Here is a 23,175-nt window from a genome sequence, read left to right as displayed (position 1 = left end):
CCCGTCCCTTTTCGGGTGTCCAGCGCCTAGAAGTACGTCACGCCGTAGACCGGGCGCTCCGGGCGGAGCAGGGCGCGCAGCGTCTGCACGGCCCCGACCCGGCGCTCGCGCACGAGCCCGGCGGCCGCGAGCGTCACCGGGTCGATGCCGCCGAGCCAGAGCGCACCGAGCGTGGCGACGTCCAGCTCGACGTCTGCGCGACGGACGGCCGCGCGCTTGACCGCGCCCGTGCCTCCTTCGCTCGTGAGGCGGTACGTGCCGGTCGCGTGGCCGAGGTCGTCCGACACCGCGATCGTCACGACGCCGTCGGAGGCGTACGGGCGCGCCGACAGGGCGGCCGGGACGTCGAGCAGCCGGAACCAGACGTGGTCCTCCTCGTGGCGCACGTCGTAGACGCGGTTGTCGGCCAGCGCGTGCACGAGCGGGTCGTCGAGCGGGGCGGCGTCCCAGGTGACGCGGGTCACGAGGTCGATCGAGAGCAGCAGTCGCCACAGGCCGAGGTAGGCGTCGTCGGTCGCCGCCACGAGGTCGACGACGTGCAGCACGGCCTCTTTCTCGGTCTCGGTGACGCGATACGTGGCGTAGCCGTCGACGTCTCCGACGCCGCCGTCACCCGAGGAGGCGCGGTGCACGACCCCGCGGAGCGTGCGGTCGGGCTTCTCCTCGTCTCCGATCGCGAGCCCCAGCGTGCGGTTCCACGCGCCCGCGTGCCGGTCGATCGAGCCGGGCGTGCGTGCGTGGAAGCGGGCGAACACGTCGTGCGCGATCGACTCGAGCCGGGCGACGGGGACGAGCTCGACGCTGCCGGTCGGCTCGCCGAGCAGGGTGACGGGGCGGCGGGCGTCGATCGTGACGTGGCGTTCGCGCAGCGCCGGCCCGAAGCCGAACCGACGGTAGATCGTGCCCTCGCTCGCGGTGAGCGCCGCGACGGCCGAGCCCGACTTCGCGGCGCGGGCGAGGTCGTCGGTGATCATGCGGCGGAGGATGCCGCGGCGTCGGTGCGTCGGCTGCACCGTGACACCCGAGATGAGGTGCGCGGGCAGCATCGCGCCGCCGCCGACGTGCAGGCTCTTGCCGAACGTCTCGTACGTGGCGACCGGCCAGCCGTCGGCGTCGACCGTGTCGCTCTGCGGTTCGCGGCGATAGACCCCGGTCAGCACGCGTCCGTCGGCGACGGCACGGCGGGCGTCGCCGGACGCGGTCTCGGGGGTCGCCACACCGCCGTGGAACCCGAGGGTGCACGCGGCGAACCACGCGTCGGTGGCCGGGTCGTCGATCGCGGCGGGGAAGGTGCGGATCTCGTAGTCGTCGTCGAAGTCGCTCACGACCGTCAGCCTACGAGCAGCCCCTGTCGCGGGGCGTCCTCCCCTGGGTGGAGGCCCGGGGCGCCGCTGCCGCGGCTCAGCCGTCGGCGCGCTCGCCGATGCGCCGCTGCGACGACCCCTGCGCCCGCACCGGCAGCATCAGCGCCAGCCCGGCCGCGAGCACGAGCACGATGCCGACGACGCCGTAGCGGGTGTCGCCGGTCACGCCGACGAAGATCGAGAACAGCCCGGGCGCCAGGAAGCTCACGGCACGGCCCGTCGTCGCGTACAGGCCGAAGACCTCGCCCTCCCGGCCGGCCGGGGTGACCCGCGCGAGGAAGCTCCGCGACGACGACTGCACCGGCCCGACGAAGACGGCCAGGGCGACGCCGGCGATCCAGAATCCGACCTTCGCGTCACCGATCACGAGGATCGACAGCCCCGCGATCACCAGCCCCGTCAGCGATCCGACGATGACCGTCTTGGCGCCGAGCGCGTCGTCGAGTCGCCCGGCGACGAACGTGCCGAGCCCGGCCGAGACGTTCGCCGCGACCGCGAAGTAGATGACCTCGCTCGGGCTGAAGCCGAAGACCTGCGCCGCGATGATGGCACCGAACGTGAACACGGCCGCGAGTCCGTCGCGGAACACGGCGCTCGCGATCAAGAACTTGAGCACCTCGCGATCGTGCCGCCAGAGCTCCGCGATGGTGTGGAAGAGGAGGCGGTACGACGCCAGCACCCCGACCCGGGCCTTGGCGGCGGTGGCGGGCAGCTCGGGCACCGTGAGCAGGAGCGGCACCGCGAACGCGGCGAACCACACGGCCGAGACGAGCACGGCGAGGCGGACGTCCCACGCGCCTCCGGTCGTCCCGGAGGCGACGTTCAACAGGCCGCCCCGCCCGGCCGTGCCGAAGCTCTGCAGGAACAGCACGAGCAGCACGAGCAGCAGCACGATGCCGCCGACGTAGCCCATGCCCCAGCCGAAGCCCGAGACGCGGCCGACGGTCTTCGGCGTCGAGACCTGCACGAGCATCGCGTTGTAGTTGACGCTCGCGAACTCGAAGAAGACGTTGCCGACGGCGAGCAGCACGGCGCCGAGCACGAGCGACGACGGCACGGGTGCGACGGCCACCATCGCGACCATCGCCAGCACGACGACACCCGTGTTGACCCCGAGCCACAGCTTGCGGCGGCCCGAGCCGTCCGAGCGCTGACCGAGGATCGGCGCGAGCAGGGCGATGACGATGCCCGCGACGGTCAGGGCCGTCGAGATGACGGTCGCGTTCTGCGCCTTCGCCAGCATCAGGGCCGGGTTCGAGTCGTCGCCGGCGGCCGCCTGCACGATGGCCGGGTCGACGAACGCGCCGCTGGCCAGGTAGGTGCTGAACACGAAGCTCGTGACGACGGCGTTGAACGCGGCCGAGCCCCAGTCCCACAGCGCCCAGGAGACCACCCGCGAGCGCGGGATCGGTGCGGTGTCGTCCAGCGTCGCCTGCGTCATGCGCTCACGGTATCGACGGGCGGTGAACGGCGGAAGAACGACGGTACCCCCAGCGCGAGGGTTTCTGTGAGTTGAGCCAGAACGGCTCAACTTTGCGCGGTAGAACTTGACAGGGAAATGAGCCCGTACGAAACTTGAGCCTGTCCGACTCAAGTCGGGCACCCAGACTTTGCCTCACCCGCACCAACGAAGGAGAAACGCACATGGCTCGTGCAGTAGGAATCGACCTCGGTACCACCAACTCGGTGGTCTCCGTCCTCGAGGGTGGAGAACCCACCGTCATCGCGAACGCTGAGGGTCTCCGCACGACCCCCTCGGTCGTCGCCTTCACGAAGGACGGCGAGGTGCTCGTCGGCGAGACCGCGAAGCGCCAGGCCGTCACGAACGTCGACCGCACCATCGCGTCGGTCAAGCGCCACATCGGCACCGACTGGACCGTCTCGGTCGACGACAAGAAGTACACGCCGCAGGAGATCTCGGCGCGCATCCTCGGCAAGCTGAAGCGCGACGCCGAGCAGTACCTCGGTGAGGACGTCACCGACGCGGTCATCACCGTGCCGGCGTACTTCAACGACTCCGAGCGTCAGGCCACGAAGGAGGCCGGCGAGATCGCGGGCCTCAACGTGCTCCGCATCATCAACGAGCCGACCGCCGCGGCGCTCGCCTACGGCCTCGACAAGGGCAAGGAGGACGAGCTCATCCTCGTCTTCGACCTCGGTGGCGGCACGTTCGACGTCTCGTTGCTCGAAGTGGGCAAGGACGACGACTTCTCGACCATCCAGGTGCGTTCCACCTCGGGCGACAACCGCCTCGGCGGCGACGACTGGGACAACCGCATCGTCGAGCACCTCATCAAGAAGTTCAAGGACGCGCACGGCGTCGACCTGTCGACCGACAAGATCGCGAAGCAGCGCCTGAAGGAGGCGGCGGAGCAGGCCAAGAAGGAGCTCTCGTCGAGCACCTCGACCAGCATCCAGCTGCCCTACCTCACGCTGACCGCCGAGGGCCCCCTCAACCTCGACGAGACGATCTCGCGCTCGCAGTTCGAGCAGTGGACGAGCGACCTGCTCGACCGCACCAAGAAGCCGTTCAACGACGTCATCAAGGAGGCGGGGGTCAAGGTCTCCGACATCGCGCACGTCGTGCTCGTCGGTGGCTCCACCCGCATGCCCGCCGTCACCGAGGTCGTCAAGCAGCTGACCGGTGGCCAGGAGCCCAACAAGGGCGTCAACCCGGACGAGGTCGTCGCCGTCGGTGCCGCCCTGCAGGCCGGTGTGCTGAAGGGCGAGCGCAAGGACGTCCTGCTCATCGACGTCACGCCGCTCAGCCTCGGCATCGAGACCAAGGGTGGCGCGATGACGAAGCTCATCGAGCGCAACACCGCGATCCCGACCAAGCGCAGCGAGACCTTCACCACGGCCGACGACAACCAGCCGTCCGTCGCGATCCAGGTCTTCCAGGGCGAGCGCGAGTTCACCCGCGACAACAAGAACCTCGGCACCTTCGAGCTGACCGGCATCGCGCCGGCTCCCCGTGGCGTCCCGCAGATCGAGGTCACGTTCGACATCGACGCCAACGGCATCGTGCACGTGTCCGCGAAAGACAAGGGAACGGGCAAGGAGCAGTCGATGGTCATCTCGGGCGGCTCGTCGCTGTCCAAGGACGACATCGAGCGCATGGTCCGCGAGGCGGAAGAGCACGCGGCCGAAGACAAGGCGCGTCGCGAGGCCAACGAGGTCCGCAACAACGCCGAGCAGCTCGTCTACTCGATCGAGAAGCTGATCAAGGAGAACGACGACAAGCTGCCCGCCGACGTCAAGAGCGACGTCCAGGCCGATGTCGACGCGCTGAAGACCGCGCTCGCCGGCGACGACGAGGCCGCGATCAAGCCCGCGTTCGACAAGCTGAACGAGAGCCAGCAGAAGCTGGGCCAGGCGATCTACCAGCAGGGTCAGACCGACCAGGCCGCCGGTGCGCCCGGTGCCGACGGCGCCCCCGCCGACGGCGAGGCCAAGGCGGACGACGAGGACATCGTCGACGCCGAGGTCGTGGACGACGACGAGAACGACAAGAAGTAGGTCGGCATGACTGACGAGAACCGCACGGGGCCGAACCCCGACGAGCCGAACGGCGCCGGTGCGACCGGCGGGCCCGAGGCGACGCCCGAGACGCCGTCGGAGGACGGCGGCACGGCCGACGTCGTCGAGCCCGACGAGCTGATCGAGGCCGAGGGCCCCGACGTCGAGGTGGGCACGAGCGATCTGTCCCCCGAGGACGAGGCCCTGCTCGACCAGGCGTCGACCGATCTGGTCGCCGAGATGCGTCAGGACATGCTGCGGGCCCAGGCCGAGCTGGTGAACTTCCGGAGGCGCGTCGAGCGTGACCGCGAGGCCAACCGCGAGGCCGTGGTCGCCGAGGTCATCCGCTCGCTGCTGCCCGCGCTGGACGACCTCGCCCGTGCCGAGCAGCACGGCGATCTCGCCGAGGGCCCGATGACCGTCATCGCGCAGAAGATCCGCGGGGGGCTCGACAAGTTCGGGCTCACCACGGTCGGCGCGAAGGGCGACGTCTTCGACCCGAGCATGCACGACGCCCTCGTGCAGCTGCCGAGCGCGGACGTGACCGTCAACACGGTCGCCGACGTCATCGAGCCCGGTTACAAGATCGGCGACCGCGTCATCCGCGCCGCCAAGGTCGCCGTCTCGGTCCCTCAGTAGTACTCATCCACTGCCCGCAGGGGCGGTGACCGTCGGTGGGCGGCGCGGGCGACCGCGTCGCCCACCGACGCTATCTTCGAGAAAGGAGGTGCCGTATGGCCAGTCAGGACTGGTTCGACAAAGACTTCTACGCCGTGCTCGGCGTCTCCAAAGACGTCACCCCGGCCGAGTTGAAGAAGGTGTACCGCAAGCTCGCTCGCAAGTACCACCCCGACTCCAACCCGGGTGACGCGGCCTCCGAGGCGAAGTTCAAGGAGATCTCCGAGGCCAACTCGGTGCTCTCCGACCCCGAGCAGCGTCGCGAGTACGACCAGATCCGTGCCATGGGCTCGGGTGCCCGCTTCACGGCCGGCGCCGGCGGGCAGGGCGGCGGTGGCGGCTTCGAGGACGTCTTCGGCGGCATGTTCAACCAGGGTGCCGGCGGCCAGCGCGTGCGCTACCAGCAGGGTGGCGGCGGTTTCGACGACATCTTCGGCGGCATGTTCGGAGGCGGCGGCTTCGGCCAGACGAGCGGGGGCTACCGCGGCTTCGGCGGGCCGACCAAGGGTCGCGACCTGACGGCCACGACGACGCTCGACTTCCAGACCGCGATCGTCGGCGAGACGGTCACGCTGCAGCAGTCGAACGGCCGACCGATGAAGGTCCGAATCCCCGCGGGTGTGCACGACGGGCAGAAGATCCGTCTGCGGGGTCGCGGCGAGCAGAGCCCCGACGGCGGCGAGGCCGGCGACATGGTGCTCACGGTCTCGGTGCGCTCGCACCCCGTGTTCCAGCTCGACGGCACGAACCTGCGCGTCGACGTGCCGGTGACGTTCGCCGAGGCGGCTCTCGGCGCGACGATCGAGGTGCCGACGCTCGGCGGCGAGCCCGTCAAGCTGAGGGTCGCGCCGGGGACGCCGTCGGGTCGCGTGCTGCGCGTCAAGGGACGGGGCGTGGCCGCGAAGAGCGGTACCGGCGACCTGCTCGCGACCGTCCAGGTGGCGGTCCCGTCGCACCTCAACGACAAGGCGCGGGAGGCGGTCGAGGCTCTGGCCGCGGCGCTGCCCGACGAGAATCCGCGCGCCGATCTGATCAGCAGGGCCCGCGCCTCCTAGGCTCGCAGCCCCCGCACCATCCCGCCCGCGTCGCGCGGCGGTCACCCCGAGAGGAGACGACATGGACGAGAACTCGCCGGTCTTCGCCATCGCGATGGCCGCCGAGCTGGCGGGCATGCACGCCCAGACGCTGCGGCAGTACGACCGGCTCGGCCTCGTGGTGCCGCAGCGGACCGGCGGCGGATCGCGGCGGTACTCGATGCGCGACGTCGCCCAGCTGCGTGAGATCGCGCGGCTCGGCGGCGAGGGTGTCTCGCTCGAGGGCGTCCGCCGCGTGCTCGAGCTCGAGAACCAGGTGCAGGCGCTGACCGAGCGTGTGCGCGACCTGGAGTCGGCGTTGGCCGACGAGCTCGTCAACCGGCCCGGCGCGCGCGTCTTCGCGGCCGGGGCCGAGGGCGGCATCGTGCCGCTCCGGCACGGGACGCGGCCGCAGCGGCAGACCGCCGTCGTGGTCTGGCGGCCGCAGCGCTGACGCCGCGGCGGCGGATGCCGCCGTGCTGCGCGCCTCGCGCCCCCTCTTCTTTCCCGTCCGTCCTGTGGCGTTCGCGTCATCCTGTGCTGTTCGAACGCGACACGATGCCGCGAACGTGACACGACGGTCCGGCCGGTGGCCGCGGCCTGGTCGGGGCCGACTGCGTCGGCGCGGCTCGGGTGAGTCGGGACCGGCCGTGCGCCGTCCTGGGTGGGCCGACCCGCACCTCCTTCTTGGGCCGCTGTCCTGTGGCGTTCGCGTCATCCTGTGCTGTTCGAACGCGACACGATGCCGCAAACGCCACACGACACGCGGCACCCGCCGCGCCTACGACCGCATGCGCTAACCTGGCTTATAAGCACAGTGCTTATATACCCCACGCCAGGAGTGCACCCATGAGATCTCGCCCGCCACACGTGCCATCTGCCATGTCACCGGGGTTCGACCGTCGTTCGCTGCTCACCGTCGGCGGAGGGGTCGTCGCCGCGACGGCGGCATCGGCCGCGGCCGCCCTGTCCGGTCCTGCGGCGTGGGCCACCGGCCCGACCGAGCCCGCGAGCTCGGGGGCCGCCGGCGCACCGGACGCCGGGGCACCGGCCGCCGTCGAGACCGACGACACCACGGCCGCCACACTCGACGACGCCGTGGCCGCGACCGCGACCGGGGGCCACCTCACCGTCACGCGCGCCTGGACGAGGGCGACCAGCCTCGTGCTCGACCGCCCGATGACCGTGTCCTTCTCGGGTGACGGCTCGCTGCGCATGACGGCGGATGTCGAGGCGATCGTGATCCGTGCCTCCTCGGTGTCGGTCCAGCGGGCCGTGATCACCGGCACGGGGGCAGGGCGTGCGGCGGGGCGGGCGATCGGCATCCGCGTGGCGGGAGCGGCGGGCGGCGAGCTCGACGACATCGTCATCGAGGGCTGCCGGCTGAGCGACCTGGCGCACACCGGGGTGCGAGCCGAGTTCTGCGACACGCTCACCATCGCGGGCAACACGATCGAGCGCGTCGCCTACGCAGGGGTGCTGCTGCTGAGCGTGTCCGACGTGTGGGTGCGGGGCAACACCGTGTCCGACGTGCTGCAGCCCGCGGGGCAGGTCAACAGCTACGGCATCATCGTCACGCGCGACGACACGGTCGGCCTCGACGTCGCCCCTCGATCGACGCGCGTCTGGATCGACGGCAACGCGGTCTCGGGCGTGCGCTCCTGGGAGGGCATCGACACGCATGCCGGGGACGCCGTCCTGATCCGCGACAACGTGGTGACCGACTGCCGGGTCGGCATCGCGCTCGTCCCCTGTCGCGGCGTCGGTGCCGGTGCCGGCTACAGTCACGCACCCGTCGGCTTCGTCGTGACCGGCAACACGGTGACGCGAGCTGCCCTCACGGGGCCGGGCTCGGGCATCGTGGTGAAGGGAGCGGGCGACTCGGTCGGCTCCGATGCCGAGCGCGCGACCGGCGTCGTCACGGACAACACCGTCACGGGACACGGCGGCGGGACCGAGGCCGGCATCCTCGTCTACCTGACGCGCGACCTCATCGTCAGCGGCAATCGCCTCGACGCCTCGGTCGACCGGGCGATCCAGGCGTACCACTCCAACGATCGTCTGATGCTCACCCGCAACGTCGTGACGGGGCTCGTCTCGAGCACCGGGTCGGGAGCCTGCACCGTCGTCGACGTCCGCAGCGCCCAGAACAAGGTGACGATCACGGCGACGCGCTTCGTGCGGCCATCAGGCTCGACCTCGTCGGTACGCGGAGTCACCGCGGGCGTGGCCGGCAACGCACTCGATCTGCTCGGCAACGACTGGGCCGCGACGAACCTGCCGGTCTGGGGCAAGGCGTCGACGGTGAACCGCTACGGCGACGGAGCCTGACGCCCGGCAGGCTGACGCCCGGCAGGCTGACTACGCTTGCGGGGTGATCGATCTCGAGCGCCTGCGCCGCTGGCCCGACATCGAGGCCCCGAACCTGTCCGCGGTCGACGCGACCGATCGCCTCCTGCTCGACACCGCGCGCGACTGGCTCGCCGCCGACCCCGAGACAGCCGAGGAGGCACGGGTCGGCCCGATCGCCATCATCGGTGATCGATACGGTGCGCTCACCCTCGGGCTGCAGTCGGCGTGGGCCGAGGCCGGCGCACCGGGCGAACCGGGCGTGACCTCGCAGGCCGCGCCGCGCCTCCGGGTGCATCAGGACTCCCTGTCGGGCGAGCGGGCGCTGGACGCCAACGCCGAGGCGCTCGGTCTCGAGCGGCACCACGAGCATCTGGGGCTGACACCGGACCTGGTGGCGGGTTGCCGCCTCGTGCTGCTGCAGCTGCCGCGTTCACTCGACGCGCTCGACGAGATCGCCGCGACCATCGCCGCCGGAGCTCCCGCCGACGTGACCGTCTTGGCGGGCGGCCGGCTGAAGCACATGACCGTGGCGATGAACGAGGTACTCGGGCGGCACTTCGGCGAGGTCCGGGCCGGCCTCGCACGCCAGAAGTCGCGGGTGCTGACGGCGCGGGCGCCTCGGCCGCAGCCCGCTCCGACTCCCTGGCCGCGGTCCCGCCGCGACGCCGAGTTCGACCTCACGGTCGCCGCGCATGCCGCCGCGTTCGCGGGCCCATCCGTCGACATCGGCACCGCCGAGCTGCTGCGGCTGCTCGATCGCATGCCGTCGGTCGGCGAGGTCGTCGACCTGGGGTGCGGCACGGGTGTCTTGGCCGTCTCGTACGCTCGGCGCCACCCGTCCGCACACGTGGTGGCGACCGATCAGTCGGCGGCGGCCGTCGCCTCCGCGCGAGCCACGGCCGAGGCGAACGGGGTGGCCGTCGACGTGGTCCGCGACGACGCCGGAGCCTCGTTGCCGGCCGGCTCGGCCGAACTGGTGCTGCTCAACCCGCCGTTCCACGTGGGAGCGACGGTTCACGCCGGCATCGCGCACAAGATGTTCGAGGCGGCGGCTCGACTCCTGGCGCCCGGGGCCGAGCTCTGGTGCGTGTGGAACTCGCACCTCGGTCATCGCCCCGTCCTCGAGCGGGTCGTCGGCCCGACGCGTCAGCTCGTCCGGACCCCGGTCTTCACCGTGACGGTCAGCACGCGGCGCTGAGCGGCTGCGCGCCCTCGGGTCCGATGGTGCTACGCGAGCGACGCCTCGATGAACGCGAGCAGCGCGGCCGCGTACGCGTCCTCGGGGTCGTCCGCCGTGAAGATCGCGACCGGGTCGTCTGGTCCGAGACCCGTCCCGACCTCGTACCCCGCGCCTCCGGGTGATCGGGTCAGCGATCGGAACGATCGACCCAGCAGATCGCGCAACTGGTTCTCGCGCGGCAGCCAGAGTGCGTCGTCCGCCTCGACGGAGTCGAGGGCCCACTCGGTCGTGCCGTTGAAGCCGAGCACCGTCCCGGTCGGGTACTCGTGCGCCTCGACCGTCATGTCGCTGACCGTGAAGACGTCGACCGAGTCGAAGTCTCCCCGCTCGATCACGAAGCGGTCTCCGGCGGCGGGCTTCCAGCGGAGTCCCGACTCTCGGAGCCGGCGGGCGAGGGCGACGTCGATCATCAGGTCAGTCTGCCCCGACCGGCCTCGACGTTCTCAGCCGTCGCGGGCTGCGGGGTCGGGACGCGGCCCCACCCGTCGCGCGGTGCCGTCCACAGCAGGAGTACGCCGACGGCCAGGCCGTGCGACAGCATGGCGGTCAGCAGCGACGTGTTCGACAGCGTCACACTCGGCATCACCATGACCATCGCGCCGACGGCGACGGGCAGACCCCGGGAGGCGCGGTCGACGACCCGCAGGAAGGCCAGCAGCAAGGCTCCGACCCCGATCACCCCGGCCGGCCCGAAGTTCGCGAGCCCGTCCGCGAACAGGTTGGCGTTGGCTGCCAGCTGCGAGCCCGGCAGGAGATACTGCCCGACCTCGCGGGGGATCGACTGGTCGTAGGGGTTGCCGACCCACCAGCGCAGCACCGAGCCGGAGAGCTGTGCCACCGGGTTCTGCGAGAAGAAGTCCGCGTAGACGGAGGTCAGCAGCCCCGGCGTGATGAGGAACCGGCGCGAGAAGAGCGACGTCCACGTGAGCCCGCCCTGCACCTCGTCGGCGACGGCCGACGCGGCCATGAGGGCGACCGAGCCGATCACGAGCCAGAGACCGGAACGCGGTGTCCGGCGACGCATGAGCAGGCCGACGAGCAGCACGGCGGGGAACGAGAACAGGATCGTCTTGAACCCGGTTCCGCTGAAGAGCACCATCTGCCCGGCGACCCCGACGATGAGGAGCGTCCAATTCCTCTTCATCAGGCCGCGCACGATGATCATCGTGTTGATGACGTTCGCCTGACCGCTCAGCAGGTAGCCGAGCAGGCCGCTGCTGGACGCCTCGTCGGCGTAGACCGCCCGCACGTCGTAGACGTCGTCGAGGGCGATGAAGCGGAGGCTGAGCCCGACCGTCGCAGTGAGCAGCGCGTAGGTGACGAGGGAGTGCACCGCGACCACGGCCCACATTATCGACCCGCTCGGCAGCCGACGTCGGAGTGCCGAGATCGTGCCGAGTGCACCTGGTCTGGCGGGCGCGGGCGTGGGTGCGAGTGCGGGCGCCGGCTCGGCTGTCTCGACCGCCGACTCGGTCGAAGTCGAAGCCGAAGCCGCCGCCGCTGCCGCCTCCGACGCCGCGAGCGACGCGGCGCGTGCGTCGAGCAGTCGCGTGCCGATCGCGGCGACGAGGATCCCGCCGCCGATCGTCGCCGACGTGAGCAAGCCGTGCTCGATGCTCACGTAGCCCGTGTAGTTGACCATGAGCATCGCGGGCGCCACGCAGACCGAGAACAGGATCCACAGCACGACATGCGAGACCCGGGCGAGCCGAGGGGGCAGGGCGGCCGCGACCACGGCGGTCATCGCCACGGTCAGGACCGTCGCCTGCCACGGCCCCGGGTGATACGAGTAGCCGGCGTAGCCGAAGGGCACCGTGATGAGGTTGACGTAGACCCACTGCAGTGTGAGCGCGTAGAGCGTCGTGCTCAGGGCCACGAGGCCGAGCCGGCCCAGCGAGCGCAGGGTGACCAGCGCCTCCGGATCACGGCGCCGTGTCATCGGCGCGCCCGCGCGGTGTCGAGCAGGTCGGCGTACAGCCCGAGCAGCGTCTTCTCCTCCGTGCACCAGTTGAAGACCTCGAGCGCGGCACGTCGACCGTTGCGCCCGTGACGATCGAGCAGCTCGGAGTCGCGGTCGTAGCGGGCCACGGCGTCGGCGATGGCATGCGGGTCGAGGGGGTCGACGAACGTCACGTTGTCGTGCCCCGACAGCAGCTCACGCCACAGCGGGAAGTCGGAGACGATGATGGCGAGCCCGGCCGCCATGTATTCGAAGAGCTTCGTGGGAAGCGAGTTGAGGTGGGCATCGGTGGGCTGGAAGGCGACCAGACCGATACGGGACTCGAGGAGCAGATCGCGGGCCACCGCAGGCGACACGATGCCGTGGTACGCGACCGCCGCGTGAGCGGGGGTCGTCGTGGCGGTCAGCACCGCGAGCTCCGCGGCCGGCACCGTGCCCGCGACGTGCAGGCGCCAGTCGGTGGGGAACTCCGCCGACCGCGTCACCTCGGGCAGCACGCGGCTGCCGCGGTTCTGCGTGAGAGCCCCGACGAACACGAGTCGCTTCGGGCGCTCGCTGAGCGGGGAGGCGGAGGCCTCCTCGACGCGGAGTCGCGGGTAGTTGCGCACGGTCACGGTCTTGTGGTCGGGGTAGGTGTCGGCAATGGTGGCGGTGGCGGCGACCACGCGGTCGGCCGTCGAGCCGAGGCGCACGACGAGCCGCGCGGCGAGCACGGCCATCGGCCGCAGCGGTCGCGGGATGTACGCCTTGCTCGCGACCTGGTCGGGCAGGTCCTCGTGCGCATCGAAGATGACGGAGCGCCCCAGTGCCCGGAGCGCCGGGATGGCCCAGACGAGCTCGGGGTCGTGCAGGTGCACGACTCGAGCGCGGGATCGGACGGCGAGCGCGATGGCGTGGGCCGAGCCGACGACCATGCGCGTGAGTCGCGAGCGACGCGGGATGGTCACGACGTCCACTCGCGTGGCCTCGGTCTCGAGGTCGTTCGCCACGGCGATCAGGCGGACTCGGTAGCCGGCGTCCGCGAGCGTCGCGGCCTCGCGCAGGTGCACGCGGTTGTCGGTCCACGGGTGGGCGCTGGAGACGTGCACGATGTCGGGGCGGTTTGTCGTGGTCATGATCGATCCGTTCGGTGGTGGGCGTGAGAGAGGCGAAGGGTCAGGCGGCGCGGGCGACCAGGTCGAGAGCAGGCGCGAGACGACCGGCGAGGGTGGCGTAGTCGTACTCGGCGAGCACGTGGGCTCGGCCCCGGGCGCCCATCGCCTCGCGCTCGGCCCGACTCGTCGCCGCCAGCTGCAGCAGCGAATCGGCCAGCGCGGCGACGTCGTCACCGTCGACCCGGATGCCGGCGTTCGAGGCCGTGACCGGGTCACCCGTGGTGCGGGCTCCGAGCACGACGGGCCGCGCGAGCATGAGGTACTCGGTGAGCTTGTTCAGCGACAGGCCGTAGTCGTACAACCGGAGCGGCGCGACATTCGCGACGAGGCAGTCGGCCCGGAGTCCGTGGCGTCGCGCCTCGGCCTGCGAGGTCTGCCCGACGAACGAGATGCGATCGGCGCTCGCCGACGACCCGGCGCGTGCTTCGAGGTCGGGTCGGGCGGGGCCGTCGCCGACCAGGGTGAGGCGCAGGTCCGCCCGCGGGTTCGAGGTGGCTGCCAGGTCGAACGCGTCGATGACCGCCTCGAGCGCATTGGCTCGCCCCATCGACCCGAGATAGACGACCTCGAACGACTCGTGGTCAGCCACCGTCGTCTCGTCGGCTGCGGGCTCGTCGGCTGCGGGCTCGCCGAGGCCGACGGTCGCCGTCGGAGCATCGTGCGTCGCCTCGGGCGAGACGCCGTTCGGCACCCAGAGGAAGGGCACGTCGTGACCGCGTTCGGCGTAATAGCGTCCGACGCCCGCCAACGGCGAGACCACCAAGGAGGCGCGGCGCACGATGCGGCTCTCGAGCCACTGCATCGCGCGGGTGACGGCTCCGCCCGGGCGAAGTGCTCCGAACTGCACGAGGGTCTCGGGCCACAGGTCGCGGGGCTCGAACACGAACGGCACCCGGAGTCGGAGGGCGACGACGCTGGCCGCCCACGCGGCGAACGGATGGACCGAGCCGCCGACGACGACATCGGGGCGTGGGACGCCTCGAAAGCTGCCCGGGAGCATCACGAGCAGGGTGAACAGCATCATGTCGAGCAGGCGTCGGCGGCGCGAGGTCGAGTAGTCGACGCCCCGCAGCCAGACGAACTCGTGGCCCTCGGCCGTGCCGCGCTCGCGCAGCCGGCGGCCGGTGATGGTCTGGCGACCGGACGGGTGGTCGGTGCTGGCCGCGATGACGACCGTGTGCCACCCCTGCGTCGCGAGTTCTCGCGCGAGGTGCTGGTGGCGGCCGGTGCGACCGTCTCGTTCGGCGTCGAGGGCATAGTGGTTGACGATCCAGACCGTCTTCGTGGCGTTCGGGGTGCGCGAACTCATACGGCGGGCACCCCCTTCACCACACGGGCCGGCGGGACGTCGCGGACCACGCAGGCCCCGGCGCCGACCACGCTCTCGGCGCCGAGGGTCAGCCCCTGGAGCACGACCGACGCGGCACCGACGAGGACGCCCGCGGCGACGGAGACGCTGCCCGAGACCGTCGCGGCCGGATTGACGCTCGTGTGCGCGCAGAGCGACGTGTCATGCCCGATGGCCGCATTGGCCAGGACGTGCACGTGACGCCCCGTCGAGACGTTGGTCGACAGGCGGGCCCCGGCGCAGACGATGGTGCCGGGGCCGAGGGCGACCTCGGAGCCGATCGTCGCCTCGGGGTGCACGACGGTCGTCGGTCGCGACCCCATGTCACGCAGTGCGTCGTCGAGGTGACGCTTGACGGCGGGGGAGCCGATGCCGATCACGTGATCGACGTCTCGGCGGTCGGCCAGCCATGCGACGGGGCCCAGCAGTCGGTAGCCACGGCGTTCGACACGCTCGACGTCGAGCTCGGACGGGCCGTCGTCGACGACGCCGAGGACATGGCGGCCCGCGGCCTCGAGGACGTCGAGGGCCTCGCGGCCGAAGCCACCCGCGCCGACGACCACGACGGGACGCGTGTGTGAGGCCGTCATCGGGTCACCGCCAACGGCGAAGCGACCGTCTCACGAGACCCCGCGAATTCGGGGGAGGCCACATGCCCCTCGGCCGTGATGCCGCTGCGGCGCAGCACGACCACGATCGTCATGAGCAGGATGCGCACATCGGTGGTGGCCCGAACCGAGTCGACGTAGTGGACGTCCAGGCGGAACCGCTCGGCCCAGGCCAGCTCGTTGCGACCGCTGACCTGCGCCAGGCCCGTCAGACCCGGCCGGACCTCGTGGCGACGCGCCTGCTCGGCGGTGTAGCGGTCGAGGTAGTGGCAGAGCAGCGGCCGGGGGCCGATGACGCTCATGTCGCCCCGGACGATGTTGATCAGGCTGGGCAACTCGTCGAGGCTCGTCGAGCGGAGGAACGACCCGAAGCGCGTCAGGCGTTGCGCGTCGGTCACGAGGCCACGGCTCTCGTCGACATCGCGCATCGTGCGGAACTTCAGCAGGGTGAACGTGGTGCCGTGGCGACCCGCTCGGGCCTGACGGAACAGGACCGGACGACCGAGGGCGATCGCGACCGCGAGGGCGACGACGGCGAGCGGCGGTGCGAGCACGATGAGCGCGACGGACGCGAGCACGGCGTCGATGGCCCGCTTGAGCGTGGGGTAGGCGAGGAGGTCAGGGCGAGACACGGAGGGACTCCTGGGGGGTCGGGGTCTGGATCGGGAGGCGGGTCGGCGATTCGGGTCGGCTCGAGGTCGGGCGCCGGTCGGCGACGGTGCCCTGCAAGGCGTCGTAGAGGACGGAGCACACGCGGTCGATCTCGGCATCGGTCATCCCGGAGCCGCTCGGCAGCGTGAGGCCGGTTGCGAAGAGCCGCTCGGCCGCGCCGGTGACGAGCGAGCCGAGCCCGCGGAACACGGGCTGGAGGTGCATGGGCTTCCAGAGGTTGCGCACCTCGATGTCGGCGGCGTCGAACGCGGTCATGAGGTCGGCGGCGCTCACCGACACGACCGTCGGATCGATGACGATCGAGGTCAGCCAGCAGTTGTCGTCGACGTCGTCGTGACCGCCGAAGATCTCGACACCGGCCACGGTCGCCACGACGGCCCGGTAGCGCTCGCGGATCTCGCGGCGCCGGAGCATCATCGACTCGAGTCGATCGAGCTGGGCCCGGCCGACGGCGGCGAGCACGTTGCTGAGCCGGTAGTTGAAGCCGACCTCGGTGTGCTCGTAATGCCGGACCGGCTGTCGAGCTTGAGTCGAGATGCGACGGGCGGTCTCGGCGACGTGCGCATCGTCGGTGAGCAGCATGCCGCCTCCGGACGTCGTCATGATCTTGTTGCCGTTGAAGGACAGGGCGGCGGCCGAGCCGAAGGAGCCGACGCGCCGGCCCTGGTACGAGGCGCCCACACCCTCGGCGCTGTCGAGCAGGAGGGGCGCCCCCGCGGCGGCCGCCAGCGGCTCGAGCGCGGCGTGGTCGACGGCCTTGCCGAGGATGTCGACGGGCATCACCGCACCGACCCGGCGGCCCTCGCGCTTCAGGCGATCGAGCGCCTCGGCGAGCAGGTCGGGGCACAGGTTGCCCGTCGCCGGGTCGACGTCGACGAAGAACGGCTCGGCTCCGGTGTACGCGATCGCATTCGCGGTCGCCGCGAACGTGAAGGTCGACGTGGGGACGACCATGCCCGGGCCGACGCCGTGGGTGATCAGGGCGAGATGCAGTGCCGCCGTGCCCGACGAGAGGGCGATCGCGTGCTGGCGGCCGATGTAGTCGGCCATCTCGCGTTCGAAGGCGTCGACCTCGGGCCCCAGGGGGGCGACCCACCCCGAGCGGACGGCCCGGGCGGCTGCGTCGGCCTCGGCGACACCCACATCGGGCGAGGACAGGGCGATGCGGGTCATGAGTGTGCTCCGCTCTCGGCGCGACGACGACCGAAGACCGAGGTCGGACGGGCCGGGGCCTCGACGTACTCGTAGTAGTAGGCGTGCTCGCGAGTGCGTCTGATCATGGTGAGGACGACGCCCTGGGCCACCGTCCCGACCGTCCCGAGCGAGTCGATGGCGCGGGAGAGCTGCGCGTGCGTGGTGCGGCCCGCCGCGACGACCAGGAGCAGGCCCGACACCAGCTGGCTGATCACGGCCGCGTCCGTCACCGACAGCAGCGGAGGCGTGTCGATCAGCACCACGTCGAACCGTTCGCCGAGCTCGACGACCAGGGCCTGCATGGCGGGGGAGCCGAGCAGCTCGCTGGGGTTGGGAGGCACGGTGCCGGCCGGCAGGACGACGAGCCCGTCGTCGCCCCAGATCTGCAGCGCGTCATCGAGCTCGACACGGCCGATGAGGACGTCGGAGAGACCGACCGCACCCTCGAGCCCCATCGTGCGGGCGAGACTGGGGCGTCGCATGTCGGCATCGACGACCACCGTGCGGGCCCCCGTGTCGGAGAGGGCGATCGCCAGATTGGCCGTGGTCGTCGTCTTGCCTTCCGACGGCACGGATGACGTGATCGCGAAGGTGCGGGGGCCGGTGCGGGCGCTCAAGAACTGGATGTTCGTGCGCAGCGAGCGGAACGACTCGGCTCGGGGGCTGCCGGCGTCGTCACGGACGATGAGGGGACGGCGATTCGTCTGGGCGTCGAAGGCGATCTCGCCGACGACCGGCAGGTCGCCCTCGGTCTGCAGGTCGTCGCGGTCGCGGATCTTCGTGTCGAGGACTCGCCGCAGCACCGCGATGACGGCACCGAGGGAGACCCCCAGCAGAACTCCGAGACCGATGTTCGCCAGCGTGCGCGGTGTCGCGGGAGTCGTGGGCTCGACGGCGGGCGTGACCACCTCGATGCTGACCGAGGGTACGCCCGGGCTGACCTCGGGCTCGAGTTGCTCGGTGACCACGTCGATGAGAGTGGTGGTGACCGCGGACGCCTTCGCGGCGGCCGCGACGGGGTCGGTGTCGGTGACCGAGATGCGCATGATGACGCTGCCGGTGGGCGAGGAGGCGCTGATCTGTCGCGCCAGCTCGGTCGGTGTCGTGTCGAGCTCCAGCCGCTCGATGACCGGGCTCAGGATGCGCGGCGTGAGGACGAGACCGGTGTAGGTCTTGATCTTCTGCTGGGCCGCGTTCGAACCCGAGGCGATCTCGCCCGCGGTTGACTCGGTCTGACCTCGGACCGCGACGAACACCTCGGTCGAGCTGACATAGGTCGGAGTGGCCGCCGCGGACACGGCGTATCCGCCGGCCGCACCGAGCACGGCACCGATCACGAGGATGTACCAGCCCCTGAGCAACGCTCGGACGATATCGATGACCTGCACGAGAGACCTTTCGGGTTCGCCGGCCGCCCTTCGGCCCGTTACGTAGTATTTTACACATAGATATAAAACGTAACAAGACCTCATCCACAAGTTGTGAGATCTGTGGATGAGGTCTTGTCTGGAGAGCAGGTGTGGCGTTCTCCGATCAGGCCTCCTGCAGGCTGGACAGGATGGCTTCGGCTGCCCGTGCCGCCGTCGTGCCGTTGCCGTACGGAGCCTCTTCGGTCGGGGTGCGCGGAAGATTCGCGAGTCGCGCCGCGATCTCGGCGGGGTGGTCGCCGGCGAGCGTGTTCCAGCCGAGGTCGATCGTCTCCGTCCATTCGGTGTCGCTCCGTACCGTCACACAGGGGCGACGGAGCAGGAAGGCCTCCTTCTGCAGGCCGCCCGAGTCGGTCACCACGCTGTCCGCGGCGAGGAGGAGGCGAATCAGGTCGGGGTACCCCGCCGGATCGGCCGTGACGATGCCCGGGCGGTCGAGGGCGATGCCCGCCGCCGCGGCCTTGGCGCGGAGCCGCGGGTGCGCCAGGAGGAGTGTCGGGCCGTCCAGTGCCTGGAGGCCTCGCAAGATGTCTTCGAGTCGTGCGGGGTCGTCGGTGTTCGCCGGTCGGTGCAGGGTGGCGAGCGTGAACGGCGCGCCGTCGAACTCGAGCGCGAGCGGCGACGTGGTGCCGGCGACGCGGTCGCGCACCCCGAAGAGGACGTCCGTCATGACGTCGCCGACCAGGACGCTGCGCGAGGCCAGGCCCTCGTTCGCCAGATTGTGCATCGCGAGTTCGGTCGGGGCGAGGCAGAGGTCGGAGGCGTGATCGGTCATCACCCGGTTGTGCTCCTCGGGCATCGCGCGGTTGAACGAGCGAAGTCCTGCCTCGAGGTGCATGACCGGGATGTGCATCTTGACGGCCGCGAGCGCGGCGGCGAGCGTCGAGTTCGTGTCGCCGTAGACGAGCACGGCACCCGGGTGCTCGGCCGCGAAGACCCGCTCGAGCTGGTCGAGCATGCGCCCCGTCTGAGCGCCGTGCGAGGCGCTGCCGACATCGAGGTGATGATCGGGGCGAGGGATGCCGAGCTCGTCGAAGAAGACGTCGGACATGTTCGGGTCGTAGTGCTGACCCGTGTGCACGACGGAGTGGCGGCACCGCGACGACAGGGCGCGGGCCATCGGGGCCAGCTTCACGAACTGCGGTCGGGCGCCGACGACGCTGATGATCTTCATGTCTGCCTTCTGGTCGAGGGCCGGGAGGCGCGGTCGCTCAGCCGGCGGCCTGGACCGTGTTGCCCTCGCCGAGGTCGTCGACCTGCGGTGCGTCGCCCGTGTAGGTGACCGAGTTGTTGCTGCCCTGGAACGCCACGACGGACGGCGTGTCGACGGTCACGGTGTTGCCATCGCCCTCGACGACCAGTGTCGAGACGTCGGCCAGGGTGATCGTCGCGTCGCTGGTGATCACGTTGACGCCCTCGCAGGCTTCGGGCAGGGCGTAGGTCTTCTCGTCGCCCTCGAGGTAGATGTTCGCGGCGCCGTCGACGCACTCGTTGTAGGTAACCGTCGAGAGCTCCGACGTCGGTGTCGAGGTGGGCCGGGGCGAGGCGTCGTCGCTCGAGCAGGCGGTGAGCGCGAGGCCGGCCAGAGCGACAAGGGCGAGGGCCGAGGAGGTGCGGATGAGACGACGAGACATGGGGGCTCCTAGAGAGGGTGGGGTGGTGGCATTCGGGCGACGACCCGAGAGTGGATTTCAGAATAGCATCTTAAATATCAAATGAAAAGCATCGAGTCGGGTGTGATCCAAATCGGACAATTTCTGGATGATCCATCTGAAATACGGTATTGTACGTAGTGGCTGAAGTCAGCCGGTCATCTCTCTCAGAAGGTGCAACCCATGTCCTTGCCCACCTCTCCCGACTCGCCCGCGGTCCACTCGACGAGCGCCCGTGTGACAGCGTCGGCCGACGTCGACCCGACCGCCGTCATCGGCCGCGACTCGGTCGTCTGGCACCTCGCCCAGGTCCGCGACTCCGCCGTGATCGGCTCCGAGTGCATCGTCGGTCGCGCCGCCTACATCGGATCGGGTGTCGTCGTCGGCGACCGCTGCAAGATCCAGAACGCTGCCCTCGTCTACGAGCCCGCCGTCCTCGGCGACGGCGTCTTCGTCGGCCCGGCCGTCGTCTTCACGAACGACCGTCACCCCCGGGCCGTCAACCCCGACGGCACGCTCAAGAGCGCCGCCGACTGGCAGCCCGTCGGCGTGACCGTCGACCAGGGCGCCGCCATCGGCGCCCGCTCCGTCTGCGTCGCCCCCGTCCGCATCGGTGCCTGGGCGATCGTCGCCGCCGGCTCCGTCGTGACGCGCGACGTGCCTCCTCATGCCCTCGTCGCCGGTGTGCCCGCGCGACGCATCGGGTGGGTCGGTCGCACCGGCCACCGTCTGATCTCCGAAGGCGACTCGCTCGTCTGCCCCGACACGGGCGCCCGTTACCGACTCGAGAACGACTCCATCACAGAGGAGCACTGACCATGACCATCACGACCCGACCGTTCGTTCCGGCCGCCAAGCCGATCATCGGCGACGACGAGCGTCTCGCCGTCGACGCCGTCATGCGCAGCGGCATGCTCGCCCAGGGGCCCGAGGTCGCCGCGTTCGAGACCGAGTTCTCGGCCGAGCTGCTCGGCGGCCGCCCCTCGGTCGCCGTCAACTCCGGCACCACGGCCCTGCACCTGGCGCTCATCGCCCTCGGCATCGGTCCCGGCGACGAGGTCATCGTCCCGTCGTTCACGTTCGCGGCCACCGCCAATGCCGTCGCACTGGTCGGCGCCACCCCGGTGTTCGTCGACATCGAGCCGATCCACTTCAACCTCGACCCCGCCGCCGTCCGCGCCGCCGTCACCGAGCGCACCCGCGCCATCATGCCGGTGCACCTGTACGGGCACGCGGCCGACATGACGGCGCTCCGCGCCGTCGCGCTCGACCACGGTCTGCTGATCGTCGAAGACGCGGCCCAGGCCCACGGCGCCGTCTGGGCCGGGCACCAGGTCGGCACGTTCGGCGACGCCGCGGCGTTCAGCCTCTATCCGACCAAGAACATGACCGCGGGCGAGGGCGGCATGATCGCGGTGGCGGACCCTCCTCGTGAGCGCACGCTGCGCCTCCTGCGCAACCAGGGCATGGAGCGCCGCTACGAGAACGAGCTGATCGGCTTCAACTCGCGCATGACCGACCTGCACGCCGCCATCGGTCGCGTGCAGCTGACGAAGCTCGCCGGCTGGACGGCGACGCGTCGTGCGAACGCCGCCGTGCTCTCGGCGGGCATCACGTCGGTCGTCACGCCCGCGACGCACGAGCTCGCCGAGCACGTCTTCCACCAGTACACGGTACGGGTGAGCGACGACCGCGACGGCTTCGCCGCCGCCCTCGAGAACGAGCACGGCATCGGCACCGGCGTCTACTACCCGACGCCCGTCCACCGCCTGCCCTCGTTCCGCGCCGACGTGCATCTGCCCGAGACCGAGCGTGCGGCCTCCGAGGCACTGTCGCTGCCCGTCCACCCCTCGCTCACGGAGGGCGACCTCGAGCGCATCGTCTCGGCCGTCGAGACCGTCGCGAAGGCAGGTCGCTGATGGCCGCCCTCCGCGCCGGCCTGATCGGGCTCGGCATGATGGGGCGTCACCACGCCCGCGTGCTGCGCGCCGTCGAGGGCGTCGACTTCGTCGGTGCCGCTGACGCGTGCGGCGACCCGCACGGTGCCGCCGACGGGGTCACCCTGTGCGGCAGCGTCGACGAGCTGCTCGAGCTCGGCATCGACCTGGCCGTCGTGGCCGTCCCCACCGCCTTCCACGAGACCGTGGGCACACAGCTGGCCGAAGCCGGCGTGCACGCGCTGATCGAGAAGCCGGTCGCGGCCGACGTCGCGTCGGGCACCCGTCTCGTCGAGGCCTTCGAGTCGCGCGGCCTGGTCGGCGCCGTCGGTCACATCGAGCGGTACAACCCTGCCCTGCAGTCGCTTCGCGAGCGGCTCGAGAACGGCGACGTCGGCGACGTCTACCAGATCGCCACGCGCCGCCAGGGTCCGTTCCCCGCCCGCATCGCCGACGTCGGCGTCGTCAAAGACCTGGCCACGCACGACATCGACCTCACGGCCTGGCTCGCCTGCAGCGAATTCGTCAGCGTCTACGGGCAGTCCGCGCACAAGAGCGGTCGCGAGTTCGAAGACCTCATCGCGTTCTCGGGTCGTCTCGCCGACGGCACGGTCACGAGCCATCTCGTCAACTGGCTGTCGCCGTTCAAGGAGCGCCTCACCGTCGTGACGGGCTCCCGCGGCTCGTTCGTCGCCGACACCCTTACCGCCGACCTCACGTTCTTCGAGAACGGCACGGTCGCGACGTCGTGGGACGCGGTCTCCGCGTTCCGCGGTGTGGCCGAGGGGTCGATGACCCGCTTCGCGCTGGCCAAGCGCGAGCCCCTGCTGGTCGAGCACGAGGCGTTCCGCGACGCGGTCCTCGGTCTCGACACGACGCGCGTGGTCACGCTGCGCGACGGTCTGGCCACGCTCCGCGTCGCCGAGGCCGCCCTCGAATCCGCAACCTCTCTCTCGGTCGTCGACCCGCGCCTCCTCGCGGCTGCCGTCTGACCCCA

21 protein-coding genes are annotated in these 23,175 nt (G+C 70.9%); 9 read left to right on the top strand and 12 right to left on the bottom strand.

Annotated elements, in window-relative coordinates; translation table 11 throughout:
• Window positions 1-26: 26 nt before the first annotated feature.
• Window positions 27-1,325: a GNAT family N-acetyltransferase gene (locus tag ACPEEZ_RS14025; protein WP_423920323.1), complete on the bottom strand. Its 1,299-nt coding sequence runs from the start codon at window positions 1,323-1,325 to the stop codon at window positions 27-29.
• Between the two features lie 76 nt (window positions 1,326-1,401).
• Entirely contained in the window at window positions 1,402-2,805 is a 1,404-nt protein-coding gene (locus ACPEEZ_RS14020; protein ID WP_423920320.1) for an MFS transporter, read from the bottom strand.
• A gap of 203 nt (window positions 2,806-3,008) precedes the next feature.
• Between ACPEEZ_RS14020 and dnaK the strand changes: the two genes are divergently transcribed.
• From dnaK to ACPEEZ_RS13990, 6 genes are all read left to right on the top strand, one after another.
• Window positions 3,009-4,883: a molecular chaperone DnaK gene (gene dnaK / locus ACPEEZ_RS14015; protein ID WP_423920317.1), complete on the top strand. Its 1,875-nt coding sequence runs from the start codon at window positions 3,009-3,011 to the stop codon at window positions 4,881-4,883.
• A gap of 6 nt (window positions 4,884-4,889) precedes the next feature.
• A complete protein-coding gene (locus ACPEEZ_RS14010) occupies window positions 4,890-5,522 on the top strand; it encodes a nucleotide exchange factor GrpE (protein ID WP_423920314.1) in 633 nt (210 codons plus the stop codon).
• Between the two features lie 95 nt (window positions 5,523-5,617).
• The gene (locus ACPEEZ_RS14005) at window positions 5,618-6,616 is read left to right on the top strand and encodes a DnaJ C-terminal domain-containing protein (protein WP_423920312.1); all 999 of its coding nucleotides are present in this window, start codon (window positions 5,618-5,620) and stop codon (window positions 6,614-6,616) included.
• A gap of 61 nt (window positions 6,617-6,677) precedes the next feature.
• A complete protein-coding gene (locus ACPEEZ_RS14000; protein WP_423920309.1) occupies window positions 6,678-7,088 on the top strand; it encodes a heat shock protein transcriptional repressor HspR in 411 nt (136 codons plus the stop codon).
• Between the two features lie 428 nt (window positions 7,089-7,516).
• Entirely contained in the window at window positions 7,517-8,965 is a 1,449-nt protein-coding gene (locus ACPEEZ_RS13995) for a right-handed parallel beta-helix repeat-containing protein (protein ID WP_423920307.1), read from the top strand.
• 43 nt (window positions 8,966-9,008) lie between these two features.
• The gene (locus ACPEEZ_RS13990; RefSeq protein ID WP_423920304.1) at window positions 9,009-10,184 is read left to right on the top strand and encodes a class I SAM-dependent methyltransferase; all 1,176 of its coding nucleotides are present in this window, start codon (window positions 9,009-9,011) and stop codon (window positions 10,182-10,184) included.
• 29 nt (window positions 10,185-10,213) lie between these two features.
• On the opposite strand, the gene ACPEEZ_RS13985 is transcribed toward ACPEEZ_RS13990, so the two are convergent.
• The 10 genes from ACPEEZ_RS13985 to ACPEEZ_RS13940 all read right to left on the bottom strand — a co-directional run bounded on the left by ACPEEZ_RS13985 (window position 10,214) and on the right by ACPEEZ_RS13940 (window position 20,223).
• Window positions 10,214-10,636, bottom strand: coding sequence for a pilus assembly protein CpaE (locus tag ACPEEZ_RS13985; RefSeq protein ID WP_423920301.1), 423 nt, complete (start codon window positions 10,634-10,636; stop codon window positions 10,214-10,216).
• Entirely contained in the window at window positions 10,636-12,165 is a 1,530-nt protein-coding gene (locus ACPEEZ_RS13980; RefSeq protein WP_423920298.1) for a hypothetical protein, read from the bottom strand. The genes ACPEEZ_RS13985 and ACPEEZ_RS13980 overlap by 1 nt, the downstream gene beginning before the upstream one ends.
• Window positions 12,162-13,301, bottom strand: a complete 1,140-nt coding sequence (locus tag ACPEEZ_RS13975) for a glycosyltransferase (RefSeq protein WP_423920295.1) — start codon at window positions 13,299-13,301, stop codon at window positions 12,162-12,164. The genes ACPEEZ_RS13980 and ACPEEZ_RS13975 overlap by 4 nt, the downstream gene beginning before the upstream one ends.
• 40 nt (window positions 13,302-13,341) lie before the next feature.
• Complete coding sequence (locus ACPEEZ_RS13970; RefSeq protein WP_423920292.1) at window positions 13,342-14,649, bottom strand: glycosyltransferase family 4 protein; 1,308 nt, start codon at window positions 14,647-14,649, stop codon at window positions 13,342-13,344.
• Window positions 14,646-15,278 (bottom strand): NeuD/PglB/VioB family sugar acetyltransferase, encoded by a 633-nt coding sequence (locus ACPEEZ_RS13965; protein WP_423920290.1) that lies wholly within the window; start codon window positions 15,276-15,278, stop codon window positions 14,646-14,648. Before ACPEEZ_RS13965 ends, ACPEEZ_RS13970 begins: the two co-directional genes overlap by 4 nt.
• Entirely contained in the window at window positions 15,275-15,928 is a 654-nt protein-coding gene (locus tag ACPEEZ_RS13960) for a sugar transferase (protein WP_423920287.1), read from the bottom strand. The genes ACPEEZ_RS13965 and ACPEEZ_RS13960 overlap by 4 nt, the downstream gene beginning before the upstream one ends.
• Window positions 15,915-17,141, bottom strand: coding sequence for a DegT/DnrJ/EryC1/StrS family aminotransferase (locus ACPEEZ_RS13955; protein WP_423920285.1), 1,227 nt, complete (start codon window positions 17,139-17,141; stop codon window positions 15,915-15,917). The genes ACPEEZ_RS13960 and ACPEEZ_RS13955 overlap by 14 nt, the downstream gene beginning before the upstream one ends.
• The gene (locus tag ACPEEZ_RS13950; protein ID WP_423920282.1) at window positions 17,138-18,550 is read right to left on the bottom strand and encodes a polysaccharide biosynthesis tyrosine autokinase; all 1,413 of its coding nucleotides are present in this window, start codon (window positions 18,548-18,550) and stop codon (window positions 17,138-17,140) included. The genes ACPEEZ_RS13955 and ACPEEZ_RS13950 overlap by 4 nt, the downstream gene beginning before the upstream one ends.
• Window positions 18,551-18,695: 145 nt before the next feature.
• Entirely contained in the window at window positions 18,696-19,763 is a 1,068-nt protein-coding gene (gene wecB / locus ACPEEZ_RS13945; RefSeq protein ID WP_423920279.1) for a non-hydrolyzing UDP-N-acetylglucosamine 2-epimerase, read from the bottom strand.
• A 37-nt stretch (window positions 19,764-19,800) separates the two neighbouring features.
• Window positions 19,801-20,223: a DUF3060 domain-containing protein gene (locus ACPEEZ_RS13940; protein ID WP_423920276.1), complete on the bottom strand. Its 423-nt coding sequence runs from the start codon at window positions 20,221-20,223 to the stop codon at window positions 19,801-19,803.
• A 201-nt stretch (window positions 20,224-20,424) separates the two neighbouring features.
• Here ACPEEZ_RS13940 and ACPEEZ_RS13935 point away from each other — a divergent pair, with 201 nt between their 5' ends.
• Genes ACPEEZ_RS13935 through ACPEEZ_RS13925 form a run of 3 tightly spaced genes read left to right on the top strand, consistent with a single transcriptional unit; the run spans window position 20,425 to window position 23,170 of the window.
• On the top strand, window positions 20,425-21,057 hold the full coding sequence (locus ACPEEZ_RS13935; RefSeq protein ID WP_423920273.1) for an acyltransferase: 633 nt from the start codon (window positions 20,425-20,427) through the stop codon (window positions 21,055-21,057).
• Window positions 21,058-21,059: 2 nt separating this feature from the next.
• A complete protein-coding gene (locus ACPEEZ_RS13930; protein WP_423920270.1) occupies window positions 21,060-22,160 on the top strand; it encodes a DegT/DnrJ/EryC1/StrS family aminotransferase in 1,101 nt (366 codons plus the stop codon).
• Window positions 22,160-23,170 (top strand): Gfo/Idh/MocA family protein, encoded by a 1,011-nt coding sequence (locus ACPEEZ_RS13925; protein WP_423920268.1) that lies wholly within the window; start codon window positions 22,160-22,162, stop codon window positions 23,168-23,170. Before ACPEEZ_RS13930 ends, ACPEEZ_RS13925 begins: the two co-directional genes overlap by 1 nt.
• Window positions 23,171-23,175: the final 5 nt, after the last annotated feature.

It is taken from the genome of Frigoribacterium sp. 2-23 (assembly GCF_049601585.1).
GTDB lineage: Bacteria > Actinomycetota > Actinomycetes > Actinomycetales > Microbacteriaceae > Frigoribacterium.
This window is presented reverse-complemented; position numbering and strand designations above follow the sequence as displayed.

What these genes read in the sequence shown, in the direction of transcription:
- ACPEEZ_RS14020 (WP_423920320.1), bottom strand. Translation starts at nt 2,805, where the DNA reads ATGACGCAGGCGACGCTGGACGACACCGCACCGATCCCGCGCTCGCGG.
- dnaK (WP_423920317.1), top strand. Translation starts at nt 3,009, where the DNA reads ATGGCTCGTGCAGTAGGAATCGACCTCGGTACCACCAACTCGGTGGTC.
- ACPEEZ_RS14010 (WP_423920314.1), top strand. Translation starts at nt 4,890, where the DNA reads ATGACTGACGAGAACCGCACGGGGCCGAACCCCGACGAGCCGAACGGC.
- ACPEEZ_RS14005 (WP_423920312.1), top strand. Translation starts at nt 5,618, where the DNA reads ATGGCCAGTCAGGACTGGTTCGACAAAGACTTCTACGCCGTGCTCGGC.
- ACPEEZ_RS14000 (WP_423920309.1), top strand. Translation starts at nt 6,678, where the DNA reads ATGGACGAGAACTCGCCGGTCTTCGCCATCGCGATGGCCGCCGAGCTG.
- ACPEEZ_RS13995 (WP_423920307.1), top strand. Translation starts at nt 7,517, where the DNA reads ATGTCACCGGGGTTCGACCGTCGTTCGCTGCTCACCGTCGGCGGAGGG.
- ACPEEZ_RS13985 (WP_423920301.1), bottom strand. Translation starts at nt 10,636, where the DNA reads ATGATCGACGTCGCCCTCGCCCGCCGGCTCCGAGAGTCGGGACTCCGC.
- ACPEEZ_RS13980 (WP_423920298.1), bottom strand. Translation starts at nt 12,165, where the DNA reads ATGACACGGCGCCGTGATCCGGAGGCGCTGGTCACCCTGCGCTCGCTG.
- ACPEEZ_RS13975 (WP_423920295.1), bottom strand. Translation starts at nt 13,301, where the DNA reads ATGACCACGACAAACCGCCCCGACATCGTGCACGTCTCCAGCGCCCAC.
- ACPEEZ_RS13970 (WP_423920292.1), bottom strand. Translation starts at nt 14,649, where the DNA reads ATGAGTTCGCGCACCCCGAACGCCACGAAGACGGTCTGGATCGTCAAC.
- ACPEEZ_RS13965 (WP_423920290.1), bottom strand. Translation starts at nt 15,278, where the DNA reads ATGACGGCCTCACACACGCGTCCCGTCGTGGTCGTCGGCGCGGGTGGC.
- ACPEEZ_RS13955 (WP_423920285.1), bottom strand. Translation starts at nt 17,141, where the DNA reads ATGACCCGCATCGCCCTGTCCTCGCCCGATGTGGGTGTCGCCGAGGCC.
- wecB (WP_423920279.1), bottom strand. Translation starts at nt 19,763, where the DNA reads ATGAAGATCATCAGCGTCGTCGGCGCCCGACCGCAGTTCGTGAAGCTG.
- ACPEEZ_RS13940 (WP_423920276.1), bottom strand. Translation starts at nt 20,223, where the DNA reads ATGTCTCGTCGTCTCATCCGCACCTCCTCGGCCCTCGCCCTTGTCGCT.
- ACPEEZ_RS13935 (WP_423920273.1), top strand. Translation starts at nt 20,425, where the DNA reads ATGTCCTTGCCCACCTCTCCCGACTCGCCCGCGGTCCACTCGACGAGC.
- ACPEEZ_RS13930 (WP_423920270.1), top strand. Translation starts at nt 21,060, where the DNA reads ATGACCATCACGACCCGACCGTTCGTTCCGGCCGCCAAGCCGATCATC.
- ACPEEZ_RS13925 (WP_423920268.1), top strand. Translation starts at nt 22,160, where the DNA reads ATGGCCGCCCTCCGCGCCGGCCTGATCGGGCTCGGCATGATGGGGCGT.